19 protein-coding genes, 1 tRNA gene and 1 other RNA gene are annotated in these 17,845 nt (G+C 30.1%); all 21 read left to right on the top strand.

All coding sequences use genetic code 11. The features are described 5' to 3' along the window. The 21 genes from murC (at window position 1) to ffs (ending at window position 17,826) form a co-directional block, all read left to right on the top strand. A complete protein-coding gene (gene murC, locus ACY3JM_RS06700) occupies window positions 1–1,392 on the top strand; it encodes a UDP-N-acetylmuramate--L-alanine ligase (protein WP_463111178.1) in 1,392 nt (463 codons plus the stop codon). Then, window positions 1,376–2,260, top strand: a complete 885-nt coding sequence (murB, locus tag ACY3JM_RS06695; protein WP_463081993.1) for a UDP-N-acetylmuramate dehydrogenase — start codon at window positions 1,376–1,378, stop codon at window positions 2,258–2,260. Before murC ends, murB begins: the two co-directional genes overlap by 17 nt. Before the next feature lie 4 nt (window positions 2,261–2,264). Further along, window positions 2,265–2,843, top strand: coding sequence for a hypothetical protein (locus ACY3JM_RS06690; protein ID WP_463111177.1), 579 nt, complete (start codon window positions 2,265–2,267; stop codon window positions 2,841–2,843). Continuing rightward, window positions 2,844–4,055, top strand: a complete 1,212-nt coding sequence (gene ftsA / locus ACY3JM_RS06685) for a cell division protein FtsA (RefSeq protein WP_463111176.1) — start codon at window positions 2,844–2,846, stop codon at window positions 4,053–4,055. A gap of 27 nt (window positions 4,056–4,082) precedes the next feature. After that, window positions 4,083–5,153: a cell division protein FtsZ gene (gene ftsZ / locus ACY3JM_RS06680; protein ID WP_463081996.1), complete on the top strand. Its 1,071-nt coding sequence runs from the start codon at window positions 4,083–4,085 to the stop codon at window positions 5,151–5,153. Beyond that, on the top strand, window positions 5,150–6,847 hold the full coding sequence (locus ACY3JM_RS06675) for a radical SAM protein (RefSeq protein WP_463081997.1): 1,698 nt from the start codon (window positions 5,150–5,152) through the stop codon (window positions 6,845–6,847). Before ftsZ ends, ACY3JM_RS06675 begins: the two co-directional genes overlap by 4 nt. Continuing rightward, window positions 6,844–7,557: a purine nucleoside phosphorylase YfiH/LACC1 family protein gene (locus ACY3JM_RS06670; protein ID WP_463111175.1), complete on the top strand. Its 714-nt coding sequence runs from the start codon at window positions 6,844–6,846 to the stop codon at window positions 7,555–7,557. Before ACY3JM_RS06675 ends, ACY3JM_RS06670 begins: the two co-directional genes overlap by 4 nt. After that, complete coding sequence (locus tag ACY3JM_RS06665) at window positions 7,554–8,465, top strand: biotin/lipoyl attachment domain-containing protein (RefSeq protein WP_463081999.1); 912 nt, start codon at window positions 7,554–7,556, stop codon at window positions 8,463–8,465. Before ACY3JM_RS06670 ends, ACY3JM_RS06665 begins: the two co-directional genes overlap by 4 nt. A 6-nt stretch (window positions 8,466–8,471) precedes the next feature. Beyond that, on the top strand, window positions 8,472–9,185 hold the full coding sequence (locus ACY3JM_RS06660) for a YggS family pyridoxal phosphate-dependent enzyme (RefSeq protein WP_463082000.1): 714 nt from the start codon (window positions 8,472–8,474) through the stop codon (window positions 9,183–9,185). Further along, window positions 9,182–9,874 (top strand): response regulator transcription factor, encoded by a 693-nt coding sequence (locus ACY3JM_RS06655; RefSeq protein WP_463082001.1) that lies wholly within the window; start codon window positions 9,182–9,184, stop codon window positions 9,872–9,874. The genes ACY3JM_RS06660 and ACY3JM_RS06655 overlap by 4 nt, the downstream gene beginning before the upstream one ends. After that, window positions 9,867–10,907 (top strand): ATP-binding protein, encoded by a 1,041-nt coding sequence (locus ACY3JM_RS06650; protein ID WP_463083630.1) that lies wholly within the window; start codon window positions 9,867–9,869, stop codon window positions 10,905–10,907. The genes ACY3JM_RS06655 and ACY3JM_RS06650 overlap by 8 nt, the downstream gene beginning before the upstream one ends. Beyond that, on the top strand, window positions 10,904–12,127 hold the full coding sequence (locus tag ACY3JM_RS06645) for a DUF1015 family protein (protein ID WP_463111174.1): 1,224 nt from the start codon (window positions 10,904–10,906) through the stop codon (window positions 12,125–12,127). The genes ACY3JM_RS06650 and ACY3JM_RS06645 overlap by 4 nt, the downstream gene beginning before the upstream one ends. Before the next feature lie 3 nt (window positions 12,128–12,130). Beyond that, a complete protein-coding gene (gene rodA, locus ACY3JM_RS06640; protein ID WP_463082003.1) occupies window positions 12,131–13,234 on the top strand; it encodes a rod shape-determining protein RodA in 1,104 nt (367 codons plus the stop codon). Further along, the gene (locus tag ACY3JM_RS06635; protein WP_463082004.1) at window positions 13,231–15,021 is read left to right on the top strand and encodes a TIGR03960 family B12-binding radical SAM protein; all 1,791 of its coding nucleotides are present in this window, start codon (window positions 13,231–13,233) and stop codon (window positions 15,019–15,021) included. The genes rodA and ACY3JM_RS06635 overlap by 4 nt, the downstream gene beginning before the upstream one ends. Next, window positions 15,014–15,649 (top strand): TIGR03936 family radical SAM-associated protein, encoded by a 636-nt coding sequence (locus ACY3JM_RS06630; RefSeq protein ID WP_463082005.1) that lies wholly within the window; start codon window positions 15,014–15,016, stop codon window positions 15,647–15,649. The genes ACY3JM_RS06635 and ACY3JM_RS06630 overlap by 8 nt, the downstream gene beginning before the upstream one ends. Next, window positions 15,642–16,394, top strand: a complete 753-nt coding sequence (locus ACY3JM_RS06625) for an HAD family hydrolase (protein ID WP_463082006.1) — start codon at window positions 15,642–15,644, stop codon at window positions 16,392–16,394. The genes ACY3JM_RS06630 and ACY3JM_RS06625 overlap by 8 nt, the downstream gene beginning before the upstream one ends. Before the next feature lie 13 nt (window positions 16,395–16,407). Beyond that, entirely contained in the window at window positions 16,408–16,719 is a 312-nt protein-coding gene (cutA, locus tag ACY3JM_RS06620) for a divalent-cation tolerance protein CutA (protein WP_463082007.1), read from the top strand. An 8-nt stretch (window positions 16,720–16,727) separates the two neighbouring features. Beyond that, complete coding sequence (locus ACY3JM_RS06615; RefSeq protein WP_463082008.1) at window positions 16,728–17,162, top strand: nucleoside deaminase; 435 nt, start codon at window positions 16,728–16,730, stop codon at window positions 17,160–17,162. A gap of 30 nt (window positions 17,163–17,192) precedes the next feature. Beyond that, window positions 17,193–17,284 (top strand) — tRNA-Ser (locus tag ACY3JM_RS06610). A gap of 36 nt (window positions 17,285–17,320) precedes the next feature. Continuing rightward, window positions 17,321–17,548, top strand: coding sequence for an ABC transporter permease (locus ACY3JM_RS06605; protein WP_463082009.1), 228 nt, complete (start codon window positions 17,321–17,323; stop codon window positions 17,546–17,548). Between the two features lie 12 nt (window positions 17,549–17,560). Further along, window positions 17,561–17,826: signal recognition particle sRNA large type (gene ffs, locus ACY3JM_RS06600), an RNA gene on the top strand. Window positions 17,827–17,845: the final 19 nt, after the last annotated feature.

The raw sequence follows: 17,845 nt of genomic DNA, 5'->3' as shown, positions 1-17,845 counted from the left end.
TTGTTTAATTATAAGAGGATTCATTTTATTGGTATTGCTGGTACAGGTATGAGTGCTCTTGCATACATTTTTGCAGAAAAAGGTTATGAAGTATCAGGATCTGATATACAAGAAAATATTTCTACAATAAGATTAAAAGCAAAGGGTGTAAAAATATATAATGGACATCATAAGAAAAATCTCAAAGGTGTGGATGTAGTTATAGTCTCTTCAGCTATTCCTCCCGAAAATGAGGAGTATTTAGCTGCAAAAGAAAAAAATATCCCCATATTACATCGTAGTGAACTTTTAGGAGAACTAACTAAAGAAAAAAAGTCTATTATTGTCAGCGGGACTCATGGAAAAACAACAACCACTTCTTTAATAGGGCTTGTTCTTGAAAATAATAGGGTGGATCCAACAATTATTGTGGGTGGGGAAGTAGAAGATATAGGTGGAAATGCAAAACTTGGGAATGGAGATTATTTGGTGGCAGAAGGAGATGAAAGTGATGGTTCTATTTTAAAACTTTTTCCATTTATTCTTGTGGTCACTAATATAGATAATGATCATTTAGATTATTATAAAGACTTAGGTAAGATAAAAGAAACATTTCTTAATGTAATAGATAAAATACCCCAAAATGGAAAGGTTCTATTATGTTCAGAATGCGATAATATAAAATCTATCATACCCTATATTAATAAAGAATTTTATACCTATGGCTTTGATAACGCAGATTTTATCGCTAATATTATAAATATTACACCATATGGATCTGAATATGTGGCTTATTTCAGGGGAGAGGAAATAGGTAAGGTTAAATTAAAAATACCAGGTAAACATAATGTATTAAACTCTCTTTCTGCATTAGCTACAGCTAAAATACTTGGATTAGATATCGATCTAACAATCAAAGCATTAGAAAAATTTAATGGTGTGCAAAGAAGAATACAACTAAAAGGTATATTAGAAAATAATGTTTTAATTTTTGATGACTATGGACATCATCCCACAGAGATAAAAGCAACTTTATTAACTCTTAAGCTTTATAACAGAAGAATAGTAGTAGTTTTTCAACCTCATAGATATACACGTACTTTCTATCTTTATAGAGACATAGCAGAAGCATTAACCTTAGCTGATGTAGTCATCTTGACAGAGATTTATTCTGCTGGTGAAAAACCTATATTAGGAGTTTCGGCTAAAAAAATATATGAAGAAATTAAGGGAAAAAGGCCAGATTTTAATATATACTATGTAGAAAATTTAACCGATGCAGCTTCTACAGCATTAGACATATTAAGAGATGGAGATATATTATTGACAATAGGAGCAGGAAACGTTTGGAAAGTAGGAGAAGTACTACTTGCTAAATTGAGGAGTGAAAGTAAGGTTGAATATCATCAATAATGAGAAACTTAAGAGTAGAATACTTTCACAACATGATCTAGCTCCTTATACATCTTTTAAAATAGGTGGAAAAGCAGATTTATTTATTATTCCTTATTCATGGGATGAACTTATTTATATATTGTCTGAGCTTAAAGAAAAAGAAATTCCTACAAAGATTTTAGGAGCAGGAACTAATGTGCTGATTTCTGATGAGGGTATAAAAGGAGCAGTGATAAAAATATGTAAAAACCTTGGTAATGTTAAAAGAATAGATTCTTTAATAGTTGAGGCTGAGAGTGGATGTTTGATTTCAGAATTGTTGTATTTTGGATGGCAAAACGAATTAGGTGGATTAGAATTTTTAATGGGAATTCCAGGAACCATTGGTGGGGCTGTAACAGGAAATGCAGGAGCGTGGAGAAAGGCTATTGGAGATTATATAGAAGGATTATATGTTATAGATAATTCTTTAAGTGTAAAATATATAGATAAAAAGGATTTACATTTCTCTTATAGGAATTCTAATATTCCAAAAGAGTATATTGTTAAATCTGTATTGGTAAGATTTGAAAAAAAAGATAAAGATATTTCTATAGAACAAGCTAAAAAATACTTAAAAGAAAGAAGTAAAAGGTTACCTAAATATCCCTCTGCAGGAAGCGTTTTTAAAAATCCTCCTCAAGGGCCAGCAGGAGTTTTTATAGAAAGACTTGGTTTAAAAGGAAAAAGAATTGGAGATGCTATGGTATCTTATGAACACGCTAATGTGATTATTAATTTAGGCCACGCTAAATATAAGGATGTTATTTCTTTGATAAGTTTAATTAAGGAAGAAGTGAAGAAGGAGTATGGTATAGAGTTAGAACCTGAGATTAGGATTTGGTAAAATTATGAGAAAATTTCTTGTCTTAATTTTAATAATAATCTTTTCGTCTACGTGGATCTTATACGTAATAACAAATGATGGTGATACGAAAATTAAAGAGGATATTTGTCAAATTTTTAAATTTAATAATATTCTTTTTTTAAATAGAAAAATCGACCTAATTGAGAAAAAGCATGAAATAATAATAAGAGATATAAATTACCTTCCTTGGGGTGTAAAGATTAATTGGGAACCTGAGGTGACTCTTCTTGAGGTAGACTATGACAGTATAAAATTTTTTTATAATCAAAAACTTAAAGAGATGAAGAAATTTAAATCTTTTGATGGTACAATAAAGATAGAAGGTACAAAGAATATTCAACTTATTAGAACAATATTAGAAGCCTTTAAAGATCTAAATATAAAAAAAATAGTTTTTTATAAAAATTATTTTGAGATTTATGGAAATAATTTTTTATTAAAATTTTCTAATGATAACTTTAAAGAGAAAATTGAAACATTTAAAGAAATTGTCAAGAAGATGGGTATAGAAAACAAAAGTTTAGATTTCAGGTTTAGGATTCCTTTTATTGGAGGAATATAGATGGCCGATACTGTTGGGGCTATAGATTTAGGTTCTACAAAAATAGCGGTTGTGGTAGGAAATGTTTTAGAAAAAAACATTGAAATAATCGGTTTTGCTATTTCACCTTCTAAGGGAATAAAATATGGAGTTATAGTTGATATTCAAGAGGCAAGTAATAGTATAAAAGATGCATTAAATAAGGCTATAAGAATTGCAGGAATAAAGAACATATCAAGATTATATGCAGCAATTAGTGGAGAAAAAGTAACAGCTATTCCAAGCAGAGGCATGATTATAGTAAAAAGCAGAGAACAAGAAGTTACGGAAAAGGATGTTGAAAGGGCGATTGATGCAGCAAAAGCAACCTCTATTCCTCCGGATAGGGAAATTATATATCATGTAGTTAGGGGATTTAGATTAGATGGCCAAGATGGAATTGTAAATCCAGTAGGCATGATAGGTACTCGCTTAGAATCTGATTTGTTATTAGTAACTCATGATAAAATTCAACTTAGAAATATTATCAATACTTTGGAAAAAGCAGAAGTGAATATTGAAGGATTTGTTCCTCAAGAGATAGCAGCAGCAGAAGCAGTGCTTACTCAAGAAGAAAAAAAATTAGGAGTAGTAATGGTAGATATTGGAGGAGATTTAACTAATCTTGCTATTTATAGAGAAGGTTGTCTTTATAGTATTGGTATATTAAAATTAGGTGGGGAAAGAATAACAAGAGATTTGGCTATTACGCTAAGAATTTCTACCGAAGAAGCAGAAAAGGTTAAAAAAATATTGGGAACTTTAAAAGATGAAGAAGAAGAAACGTTAGAAGTTACATCATTACAAGAAAGAAAAATTAGAGTATCAAAGTCTCAAGTTAGAGAGATCATACAACCTCGCGTAGAAGAGATTTTAGAATTTATACAAAAAAAACTAGAAGAACTAAATTCTCCCTTAGAAATTATTCCAGGAGGTATCGTGCTTACAGGTGGTACTGCTCTCTTAGATGGTATAGATGAATTTGCAAGTAATTATTTAAAAGTACCGGTCAGAATAAGTGCCCCTTCTCAAATGAGAAGTTTTCTGGGAGAAAAAGATGCTGTATTTTACTCTTCTGCAGTAGGGGCTTTAGAGAGTTTTTTGAAGACTATTTCTTTTGAAGACAAAAACAAAAAACTTCTTGACTATTTAAAAGAAACATTTAACAATATATTTAGACCTTTTAAAGAGTAAAGAATTAGGGGAAGGTGGTGTTAGAAATTGACTTTATCAAGATTTACAGACAGCTTAGATAATGGAGAGATAAGGGCAAAAATTAAGGTTATTGGTGTTGGGGGTGGTGGTGGTAATGCCATTAATAGGATGATTGAAGCTGGAATTCATGGCGTTGAGTTTATTGCAGTTAATACCGATATTCAAGTACTTGATCTTAATAAAGCTCCTCATAAAATCCAAATAGGAGAGCAAGTGACTCAAGGTCTTGGTGCTGGTGGAGATCCTAAGATTGGGGAAAAAGCAGCTATAGAAAGTAAAGAGATTTTGAAAGATATCTTAGATGATGCAGATATGATCTTTATAACTGCAGGAATGGGAGGAGGTACTGGAACAGGAGCTTCTCCAGTTATAGCTGAAATAGCAAAAGAAATTGCAAAACTTGTGGTAGCTGTGGTCACATTACCTTTTACTTTTGAAGGAAGAAAAAGAAGAGTTAATGCTATGGAGGGAATAGAGAAACTTAAGGATAAAGTTGATACTCTTTTAATAATACCTAATGATAAACTTTTAAAACTTGGTGATAGTAGATTGCCTTTAGTTGAGGCTTTTAAGAAAGCCGATGAGGTTTTAAAACAAGCTGTTCAAGGAATTACAGAATTGATTACTGTTCCTGGATTGATAAACTTAGATTTTGCTGATATACAATCTATAATGTCAAAGGCTGGTACAGCTTACATGGGTATAGGAGTAGGAAAAGGTGAAAATAGAGCAAAAGAAGCAGCTCAGAATGCCTTACAGAGTCCTCTTTTAGACTTCTCTATTAATGGAGCTAAAGGAGTTATATTTAATGTAACAGGGGGCTTAGATTTATCCTTACATGAAGTAGAAGAAATTGCAGAAGTTATTACTCCTAAGGTTGATCCAGAAGCTAATATTAAGTTTGGTGCTGTAATTGATGAGAATATGAAGGATAGTATAAAAGTTACATTGATAGCCACAGGTTTTGATCATCAAGGTGAGGAAATAGAAGAAAGTTCTAGTAAGAAGGATTATACTAACATATCAGAAGATGATTTAGATATTCCTGCTATCTTACGGAGAAAGAGATATTCTTGAACTGGAAACTAAAGAAAGAAATATTAGATGTATTAAACAGTGAGAAAGGATTTAAGTTAAGTAAAAAGGGTGGAGATGTAAAATTATTATTTATATACCCTAGCACATATAATGTATCCATAAATAATTTAGGATATATAGGTTTATATCATATTTTTAATGAGCAACAAGGAATTTTATGTGAAAGAGCGTATATTCCTATAGATTGGAAAAAGAGAAAAGATTTTAGAGTTTATTCAATTGAAGGATTTAGAGAATTAAGAGACTTCGATGTTTTGCTTTTTTCTGTTAGTTTTGAACTGGATTTTTTTAATATAATTTATATTTTAAACTTGGAAAAAATCCCCCTTTATAGTTACGAAAGGGATGACAGTTATCCTCTAATAATTGGAGGGGGAATTGCTTTAAGTTCCAATCCAGAGGCAATATCTGAGATTTTCGATCTAATACTAATAGGTGAAGGAGAAGACATGGTTTCAGAATTATCAGAAGCTTTAATATTAAAGAAAAAAAACGGTTGGACAAAAGAAAGGTTTTTAAATACTGTAAAAGATTATGAGGGTTTTTATATACCTAAATTTATCAAATTCACATATAACGGTAAAAAAATAGAGAAAATATGGGGAGATCAAAAATTACCAGTAAGAAGAAGAATTTATTCAAATTTTTCCAATAACCCCATGGTTTCACCTATAACATCTAACAAAGGTGTATTTTCTGATATGGCATTATGTGAATTGGTTAGAGGGTGTAAATATCAATGTAGATTTTGTTTGGCTGGTTATTTCTATAGACCCTATAGGGTTTCTTCCCTAGAGAGAATATATGAAAAGGTTAATTGGTTTTATAAAGAGGATATACCTAAATTAGGATTTATTGTTCCTGCCATAGATCCCTCTTTAAGCCTGATAAATGTTAAGGATTATGTGGTGAGAGGTGAAATACTTATATCTTTCTCATCTCTTAGACTAGAAGATATTACAGAAGACATATTAGATCTTATAAAAATTACTAATCAAAAAACTATTACTATAGCTCCAGAGGCAGGTACTGATAGGCTTAGAAAAGTATTGAATAAAAAGTTTACTAATGATGATATCCTAAATTTTAGTGGGAAAATTAAGGATTATGGGATAAAAACTTTAAAATTATATTTTATGATTGGATTACCTACTGAAACTTGGGAAGATATTGAAGGGATTTTGGATTTAATAATGAATATCAGAAGAATTGTTAAAAAAATGGAGATAAGTGTAAGTGTTTCTACCTTTATTCCTAAACCCCATACACCTTTCCAATGGGAAAAAATGGCAGATCTTGAATATATTGAAAGAGTTAGATCTTATCTATTAAAAAATCTTAGGAAAATGGATAATGCAAAAATGGAAGATGAAAATATCATTTGGGTTTTTTGGCAAGGAGTTTTAAGTAGAGGAGATAGAAGATTGAAAGAATTTTTTAAAGAATATATAAAAGATCCTCATAGTTTAAGAATTTTAAAGAAACTTGTAAAAGATAATCTATTAAAAGAGTATTACTTAGAAGAAAAAGAAAAGGATGAAATTTTTCCTTGGAGTTTTATAGATACAGGAGTTAAAAGAGAATATTTGTGGAGAGAAAGGGAGAAGGCATATCAAGGAGTTATTACTTTGCCATGTAACAATTATTGTAAGACTTGTGGGGTGTGTATATGATTTGGCAATCCAAACTTTTGAATAAATTTCACGAAATATCCCATGGATTCGTATCAGATCCATATTCTTTTCCTTTTTATTTCTCCCTTAAGCATATCCCTTCATATATAAGGTTTCTTTCTTTGATTAAGATATTTCCAAATAGATGGGTTGTAGCAGAACAAGTACATGGAGATAATATATATGTATCAAAAATTAGCAATGTATCTTTTTTTCCAAAAATTGCAAATAAAACTGATATTATACTAACCCAAGAAAGAAGACATCCCCTTATTATGTTTTTTGCAGATTGCATTCCAATTTTTGTCTATATACCTAAAATTAGATTGATTGGTTTGGCACATTCTGGATGGAGAGGAACAATTAAAAAACTTCCCCAAAAATTAATATACGAATTAAGGAATAGATATAATATCTATTCTGAGGATATATTTATAGGTGTTGGTCCAAGCATTCATTCTTGCTGTTTTGAGGTTAAGGAAGATTTTATTTCTCAGTTGCCTAAGGAATATAGAAAATACCTTATATATGAAAAAGAAAAGGTAAAATATGATCTTATAGCCCTTCTTTTGCAACAACTCGAAGAAGAGAAAATACCAAAAGAAAATGTTGATATATCTGATATATGTACCTATTGCAACAATGCTTATTACTCCTATAGGAGAAATAAAACATCCGAAAGAAATATTGCCTATATATTTTTAAAATGAATCCTTTTTATAAAGAAGGTTTTTATAGATTAAGAAAGAATAGAAAAAGACTTTTTAGAAGAGTTTTATTATTTTTTATTATTTTTATAATTTTCATAGTTTTTCTCATTTATGTTTTACTGTCTAATAGAATCCCTCCTATAATTGGATATTTTGAATTTGATGAAAGTCTTATAAGAGCTCCAGTTGATGGAATCTTTAGAACAAGTATAGAGGATATGGAGAAAGTTAGAGTAGGACAAATAATTGGTTATATGGATACAGTTAATAAAAGGAAAGAACAGAATATTTTATACGATAAAAGATACATAGATCTACTTGAAGAAATAAATAAACTGGGCGATAAAATTAATTTGAAAATTGATGAAATCAGGATTAAAGTTTTTAATAATGATTTCAAAGAAATAGATAAAGATATTTTATATCTTAAAAGTGTATCTGAAGAAAGATTAAAAATTTTTAACAGTATAAAGGTTTTAGAAGAAAATATTCGGAAGGAGATAAAGAGGATTCAGGGAGAAAATTATATTTTTGCAATTAAATCTGGATATATTTCTTTTTTTATTGATAATTTAATAGACAAAAATCTTAATGAGGTATCACTTTCACAACTCAATAATGTAAAATATACTTCTTTTTCTGGAAAAAGAGTAAAAAAGGGGGATCCTTTATGTGTGATAAGGGAGTTACCACCTAAATCTTTAATACTTTTTTCTAAAAGCTTGGTAGAATCTGGTAGATATGTAATAATCGATACAAATTTTCCTTCCAAAAATCTAATTAGAACAAAAGTCTTAAAAGTTGAATTTTTAAAAAATTTTTACAAATTAACTACTTTACCTTTAGAATTTAACAATATAATATTAAAAGAAAGGATTATTAAGGGAAAAATTCTAAAGATATATTAATCTCTTATGGATAACGAATTAAATTTTATTAAAGAAAATTGGGAAAAAGTAAAAGAAAAGATAGAGAAAGCTGCTCTTAGAGTGGGAAGAAATCCTGATGAAATTAAAGTAGTTGCAGTTTCTAAGGGTTTTCCATCAACTTATATAAGAAAGGCTTATGAGGTCGGAGTTAGAAAAATTGGAGAAAACAGAGTGCAAGAAGCAGAAAAGAAAATAAACGAATTAGCAGGAGATTTAGAATGTGAATGGCACTTAGTGGGTCATCTACAAACAAATAAGGTAAAGAAAGCATTAAAATTATTTGACTTGATTCATTCCTTAGATAGATTGGATCTTGCTAAAGCTTTAAATAAAGAAGCCCAACGTGAGAACAAAGTAGTAAAGGTATTAATTCAGTTAAACTTATCTGGAGAAAAGACGAAATATGGATTTAAAGAGGATGAATTTTGGAAATCATTAAATGAATTATTGAGTTACGAATACCTAAAAATAGAAGGTCTTATGACAATAGGTCCTTTGACTACAGATAAGGATGAAATAAGGAGGGTTTTTAGAAGTCTTTATAATATCTGGGAGGTTTTAAAAGTTAAGGAAAACCTAAACTTAAGGTATCTATCAATGGGAATGTCGGAAGATTTTGAAATAGCCATTGAAGAGGGATCTAACCTTCTTAGGTTAGGAAGAATAATATTCTCTAAAGAATTTGAGGTGAGAGGATGAAAAAGATATTACTAGTGGAAGATGATAAGGGTATAGTAAGCTCTCTATCGCTTTTATTGAAAAAAGAGGGATATGAAGTGGAAGCAGCTTATGATGGCGTAGAAGCATTAAACAAATTCAAGCTCTTCAATCCTGATTTAGTGCTTCTTGATATAATGTTACCTGAAAAGGATGGATGGGAAGTATGTAAAGAGATAAGAAAAGTAAGTAATGTACCAATTATAATGTTAACAGCCAAAGATGAGGAAGTAGATAAAGTTCTTGGTTTAAAAATAGGAGCAGATGATTATATTACAAAGCCTTTTAGCGCAAAAGAACTACTTGCAAGGATAGAAGCTGTTTTAAGAAGGTATCAATCAGATCTTTTAAAAAGTCAAAAAATCGTTGCCCCACCTTTTGAAATGGATTTAGTCAAAAGAACTGTAAAAGTGAAAGGAAAAGAAGTTAATCTTTCATATAGAGAGTTTGAAATATTAAAACTATTAATATCTTCACCTGGAAGAGTGTGGACGAGGGATATGATTATAAAACATATATGGGGAGAGAACTTTTGGGGAGAACCTCGAGCGGTAGATGTATATATAAGATGGTTAAGAGAAAAAGTAGAGGATGATCCTAGTCACCCTAAATATATTGTGACAGTTAGAAATTTAGGTTACAAATTCCAGGAGGCGAGCGAAAATAAATAAGTTAAAAGAAAGATGGAATTTTCTTTTAGAATATATTCCTATAGGGGTAATTATCATTAACAAGGATGGTACTGTACTATGTGTGAATAAGAAGGCTTCTGAAATTTTTGATATACCGAAAAAAGCGAGAAGGAAAAAGTTAATAGAATTAATACCGGATTATGAAATAGATGATGTATTTAGAAAAACATTAGAAAATCAAAAATATAATAAAATATCCCTCAATTTTTGGGGAAATGAAAGAAAATTTTTAGAAATCGAAGCCTATTATTTAAAGGAAAATAATGAAGTGATGTTAATAATAAATGATTATACTCCTATACAAAAAATGGAGGAAAACTTCAAGGAATTCTTAGGAAATGCATCTCATGAATTAAGGACACCGCTTACTTCTATACAGATATTAATAGATCTTTTCTCTGAAAAAAAGATTACTCTTGAAGAAATATATAGTGAATTTTTCCCTTATTTAAGAAGAGAAATAGAGAGAATGTCAAAACTAATAAGTAATCTTCTTAATTTATCAAGATTAGAGGCTGGTGTTATGGAACTTCAACCTAAAGATGTATCTCTCTATGAAAGTGTAATTAATGTCTTAGATAGACTTAGTCCTCATATTTCTAAGAAGAACTTAAAAGTAAATATAAATTTACCAGAGAACATTGTAATATTTGCAGATCCACAGTATTTAGACACTATTTTATTTAATTTGATTGAAAATGCTGTTAAGTATACCCCTTCTGGAGGGAAAATTGAGGTAGGAGTAAATGATAAAAATGAATACTTACACTTATGGGTACAAGATACAGGTATTGGAATTCCTGAAAAGGATATAGATAGAATATTTGACAGATTTTATAGAGTAAGTAAATCTCGCACTAATGAGGATGGATTTAGTTCAGGGTTAGGGCTTTCTATTGTCAAAAAGTTGGTTGAAAGACACGGGTGGAGTATAAAAGTAGAAAGTAAACTTGGAGAAGGGACAAAATTTGAAATTATAATTCCTAAAAGAAAGGAAGGTAATAATGTATGATTAAGTTTTTACCATTTAGAGCTCTAAGATATAATTTAAATCTTCCCTTAGAAAAACTTATTGCTCCACCTTATGATGTGATACAAAAAGAAGAAAGGGTTTATTTTCTATCTATGCATCCTTACAATATAACTCATCTTACATTAGGAGATAAATATCCAACCAATTATATAGAAATTTCTAAAGTTTTTAAAGAGTGGATAAATCAAGGTATTCTTGTCTTTGAGGAAAATGGATATTTTTTATATAAACAAGAATATCAATGGGGAGACAAAATAGATAAGATGTATGGACTTTTAGGAATATTAGAATTACAACCCTTAGGCGAAAACATTTTACCTCATGAACGTACTTTTTCTGGTCCAAAGAAAGATAGATTAGAGCTTCTCAAAGAATTAAGGGCTAATCTTGAACCTATTTGGGGCATTTATGAAGACAAAGAAGGAAAACTTTCATCATTGTGGAAGAAGATTGAAAAGGAGAAACCTCTCATTAAAGTAACTAGCTGGGATTATAGAGATCATTATCTATGGAAAATAAACGATGAATCACTTATAAATCTCATTGAACAATATTTGATTGAAAAAAAGATTTTAATTGCAGATGGTCACCATAGATATGAAGCCTCATGGCTTTATTATAGTGAGACTAAAGATGAAAAAGCCAAATATATACTTATGCTTATTACTGACTTATATGATCCAGGAGTTAAGCTTTTACCAACCCATAGAATAGTTAGTAAAGAAGTTCAATTAAATATTGAGGATCTCAGAAAGAACTTTGATGTATATTTAGGGGAGAATATGGATGATTTAGATCTTGTATTTAATCCAAACAAACCTTTTATATACCTTCTTAAAGATAATAGAATATTGAAATTAATTCCTAATACCTCATATATAAATAGTAGGAATAATGACGTTTCAGATTTATGGTGGATCTTACCTACAACTCTACTTCAAAAAGGTGTTTGGGAAGGTATATTAAATACTACTGAAAGTGATTTACAAGAAAAAGGATTAATAAGATTTTCCCATGATCTTAAAGAGTTAAGAAAAAATATAAATTCTAACGAATTTGAATATGCTTTCATATTACCCTCCATACCTATTGAAATCGTCTATGCTTTGGCTATAAACAGAGAAAGACTTCCTCAAAAGTCTACATATTTTTATCCAAAACCAGCATCAGGATTGGCTCTTTGGAAAATGGATGAATAAAACATGGTACGAAAATATTTAGTACGTATTTTTATATTATCTATATTACTTACGTTTATAGGACTTTTTCTTATTTATGATACTACTGTAAGTAGACTAACTTATCAGGAACTTTCACCCTTTCTTTTTGTAAATAGACAATTAGTAGCTTTTTTAATAGGGATTATATTTTTCTTTCTATTTATGTCCATTCCCTTTAGAGTTTGGGAAAGGGCTTGGAGTTTAGTATATCTATTAAATTTAATTTTACTGATATTTGTTTTATTCTTTGGAAGAAGAAGTTTAGGAGCTCAAAGATGGTTTTCTATTCTTGGTTTTTCTTTTCAGCCCTCTGAATTATCAAAACTCTTTATAACCATATCAATATCGGGCTTTCTTATTGAATTATCAAAACATAAAAAAAGTTTTTCTTTTAAAGACTATACTTTAATTTTATCACTCATCTTAGTTCCTACTATGTTAGTGGTTATACAACCGGATCTTGGAACAGCAATAGTTATTTTTACTTCTGGAATTTTTGTTTTATATCTTTATGGTATTCCCAAAAAATATATTATAAGAACCTTTTTTCTAATACTTACTATTCTTCCTTTTCTTTGGCTTTCTCTTAAGCCTTATCAACAACAGAGAATATTGACATTTTTTGATCCTATGAGAGATCCTCTCGGTAGTGGATATCAAGTAATTCAATCTATGATAGCTATAGGTTCTGGAAGAATTTTGGGAAAAGGATGGTTACAAGGACCCCAGACCCATTTAAGTCTTATTCCAGAACAACATACTGATTTTATATTTTCTTCTCTTGCTGAAGAATTTGGGTTTATAGGTAGTGTTTTGCTAGTTTTACTCTATTATTTATTATTTAGAAATATATGGGAAATTTTGAAAAGGCTAAAAGATAATTTTGGTAAGTTAGTAGTTGGAGGAATACTTTTTACCCTTTTATTCCAGACCTTTATAAACCTAAGTATGGTTATGGGAATGGCACCAGTTGTTGGTATTCCTCTGCCCTTTGTAAGTTTTGCAAGAACCTCATTAATCGTAAGTTATGCTATGTTGGGATTAATGTTTAACATTGCATTGAGGAGTGAAATAAATATTTTATGAGAGATTTAGAATTAATCTTGGATAAAGTAGAAAAACCCTCAAGATATATAGGCAATGAGCACAATATTATTATTAAGGACTGGAATAAAGTTAAATTGAAAGTTGCATTAGCATTTCCAGATTTATATGAAATTGGAATGTCTCATTTAGGTTTTCAGATAATTTACTTTTTACTAAATAATAGAGAGGATACACTATGTGAAAGAGTTTTTGCCCCTTATATAGATTTAGAAAATTTGCTAAGGGATAGAAAAATCCCTCTTTTTTCATTAGAAACGAAAAAGCCTATTAAGAGTTTTGACTGGTTGGCTTTTAGTTTATCCTACGAGCTTACTTACTCTGGAATTCTTACCATATTAAATTTATCACATATTCCTATTTTCTCAAGGGATAGAGATGAATCTTATCCTTTAATAATAGCAGGTGGTCCTACAGTATTAAATTCAGAACCTATTGCTGATTTTATTGATGTAATTTTTATTGGTGAAGCAGAGGAAGCTATTAACGAAATTATTAATGTATATTTGGAATGGAAGGAGACAAAAGAAAATAAAACTCAACTGTTTAAAGAACTTGTAAAAATAGAAGGAGTATATATCCCTTCATTATACAAGCCAATTTATGAGAAGGATAAATTTAAAGAAATAATTCCTTTATATCCTTGGGTTCCTCCAAAAATATCAAGGAGAATTGTCTATGATTTAGAAAAAGCTCCTTTTCCAACTCGTCCTATTGTGCCCATCCAGCAGGTTGCTCATGATCGTGGATCAATAGAAATTATGCGAGGATGTCAAAGAAGTTGCAGATTTTGTTTTGCAGGTTATATATATAGACCTAAAAGATACAGAAGTATAGATACTATAAGAAAATATGCTAAGGAAATATTTGAGAACACAGGTTATGAAGAAATTAGTTTATTATCTTTAAGTACTAATGACTATCCCAATATAGAAAAACTATTAGATTTATTGAACGAGGATTTTGAAGGAAAACATGTAAACTTTACTTTACCATCTCTTAGAGCTGATAAATTCTCCTTAGAGCTTGCAGAGAAAGTAGAAAAAAATAAAAAATCAAGTCTTACTTTCGCGATAGAAGCAGGAACTGAAAGGTTGAGAAAAGTTATAAATAAAAACCTTAAAGAAGAAGAGTTTTTTAAGACTCTCGATGTGGCTTTTAGTAAAGGTTGGAATAATATTAAGTTATACTTCATGCTAGGACTACCTACAGAAACAGATGAGGACATTTATGAGACTGTCAATCTAGTTGAAAAAATAATAAGGTTAAATAGAAGATCTAAAATACATTTGAGTTTCTCCATATTTGTTCCAAAACCTCATACCTCATTTCAATGGGAAAAATTTGAGGATAGAGAAATAATTGAGAGAAGAAAAAATATTTTAAGAAAAGCTCTTAAAAGAAAAAATATTTCTATAGATTTCCATGACTATAGTATGAGTTATTTGGAGGCAATTTTTTCAAGAGGTGACAGAAGACTTTCGAACATTCTTAATTTAGCTTGGCAAATGGGAAGCAGATTTGAAAGTTGGACAGAGTTTTTAAGAATAGATATTTGGGAAAAGATCTTTAATAATCTAAATATAAATCCTAAATGGTATACAGAAAAGAAAAATATAGATGATCCTTTACCCTGGGATCATATATCTTGTGGGGTTAGAAAAAATTATCTTATAAAAGAAAGAGAAAAAGCTTATAAATGTGAAGAGACACCTCCTTGTGAATGGGGATTATTTTGTGATTTTTGTGGAGTATCTCATTATGGATAAAATAGTCTATAGACTTGCATTTTACAAAAAAAGGTTGCTTAAATATATAAGTTCAATAGATATGTTAAATTTTATGAATAGGGCTGTAAGGAGGTCTGGATTACCTGTAGCTTATTCTCAGGGGTATAATCCAAGGCCTCTAATATCCTTGGGATTACCTTGTCCAGTTGGAATTGAGAGCAAAAAAGAATGGTTAGATATAACGTTAAAGTATTATATTGAAAAGGAAGAAGTTCTTAATAAATGGAACAAAGAATTACCTGAAGACCTTCAATTTTTTGAGGTGTTAGAATCACCTAAATCATCTCTTATCAAAGATACTTACGGCATAAATTATGAGTTAGAAGTTTTTGTGGCTAATGAAAGTTCATTTTTAGAAGATATTGAAAGATTTAAGAATAATGATAAGGTTTATATATTAGTAAGAAGAGGGGAAAAGATAAAGGAAATAGATTTGAAAAGGTATATTTACGATATAAAAATAGAAAAAAGGGACAATAGATATAATATAGAATTGAAGACCAAAAAGATAGAAGATTCAATTATTAGAGGAGAGGAATTCTTAGAAATTTTTTCCTATAAGCCTTTGCTAATAAATCAAGTAAGAGAAGTGATTTTAAATGTATAAGCTACTTGTGGCTGATTTTGATGGAAGTATAGTTGATTATACAGAAACCTTATCATCTCAAAACATTATTGCTATAAGAAAGCTCAGAGAAAAAGGAATAGATTTTACCATAGCAACGGGTAGAAGATGGTCATCTATAGAATCGAAGATAAGAATATTAAATATTAATATACCAGTAATATTATACAATGGGGCTGGAATATATCACCCTGTGGAGAGTAGATTTTTATTTATCAAATATTTATCCAATAGAGAAGTTAAAGATTCGCTTCAGTTTATAAAGATATATTATGAAAAAATAAAAGTAGGGGTATATTATGAAGATATGCTTTTTGAAGATGAAGAGGCTTTATTGCTACTTGAAAGAGAAAACGAAAAAATAATTAAGATATTCTTGGAAGGAAAAGAAGAAGATTTAAAGATTATTAAAACTCATATAGATAGAAATTATAATAATAAAATTAATGCTGTATTCTCTGCTCCGTATTATTTAGAAATATTACCATATGGTATATCAAAGGGTAATGCCCTCAAGATGCTTATAAATATGTTAAATATATCTCCTAAAGAAGTTATTGCCATTGGGGATTTTGATAATGATGAGGATATGTTAAAATTAGCTGGATTGAGCTTTACATTGATAAACTCATCAGAGAAACTTAAGAAGGTTGCTAATTTTATATTAGATTGTAATCCAAATGATTCATTATATAGAATTGGGAAGAAGATTATTAATTTAAAGTGAGGTGAAGAGAAAAATGATATTATGTATTATAACGGTGGATAAGGAAGAGACAGCAGAAAAGATAGTCAACGCTCTTTTAGATGATCATCTAATTGCTTGTGGTAATATTATTCCTAATGTTAAGTCTTACTTTTATTGGAATAATGAAAAACAAATTGCAGATGAAGTGATAGTTTTATTAAAAACAGATAAAAGTAAATTTCCAGATTTAGTAAAAAAAGTGAAAGAGTTACACCCATATGAACTTCCTGAAATTATAGGTATCCCAATAAATTATGGACTTCCCGAATATATAAAATGGGTCATGGACTCAGTAAAGATATAAACTTTTTTATGTCAGAAGCATTAAGAGAAGCAAAAAAGGCTTTAGAAAAGAATGAAGTACCTGTAGGTGCTGTTGTTGTAAAAGATGGGGAAATAATTTCTCGAGGACACAATCTTCGTGAATCAAAAAAAGATATTCTTTGCCATGCAGAGATTATAGCTATAAGGAAAGCATATAAAAAGCTTGGTGATTGGAGATTTTATGGCTGTACTATATATGTAACGCTTGAACCTTGTATAATGTGTTTCGGAGCTATACTACAAGCAAGATTTGATAAATTAATATATGGGGCGAGTAATCATGAAGAAGGATTTTCAAGGTTTATATGTAATATTGAAAATTATAAAAAGTGGCAGAAATTGGAAATTATAACTGGAATAATGAAAGAAGAAAGCGAGGAAATTCTAAAGAAGTTTTTTACTAATTTAAGGAGTTCACCTTAACGTATTTTTATGATAAAATATAATCAGAGCGGAGAGGTGGCTGAGTGGACGAAGGCGCTCGCCTGGAGAGCGAGTAGGCCACGAAAGTGGCCTCGTGGGTTCGAATCCCACCCTCTCCGCCATTTAGTATAAATAATTAATATTAAAGATATGAAGATATGAAAAATATAAGAGAATTAATGAGTCTAACGAGTATTATAATTAGTTTTTTTGTTGGTATATTAGCTGCTTTTGCAGTTGTAAAAGAGCTAAATTTTTCTTTGTTTTTTAGAAATGAAAAAAGCATAGGAGCATGGATAGGTAAAATATTAGTTTTCTTATTAATACTTTCATTTGTTTGGGTTATTTTTAGTACTTTATTCATATTATTAAGAATTCAAGAATAAAAATGCCCAGGGCTATGCTTAGGCGGGGAGCTAGCGGTGCCCTGAACCTGCAATCCGCTATAGCAGGGCCGAAAGGCCACCTGAGGTTTGATCTTGTGGGTAAGAAGGGAGAGATGGAAGCGATGAAGATTAGGAGCTGTGCACTAAGAGGTCCTCAAACCCCGCCAGGTCCGAAAGGAAGCAACGGTAAGAGGTACTTCTTAGGTGCCGCAGTGAACCTAATTGGAGCTTTCCTATCTCTCTTCTCCCGGAGGATCAAATCGACGGTGGAGGCATAGCCCTGGGCTATTATTTTAA

Source organism: Dictyoglomus sp. SSW, from assembly GCF_055181335.1.
Note: the sequence above shows the minus strand (reverse complement) of the source record. Positions and strands in the feature narration are given on the sequence as shown.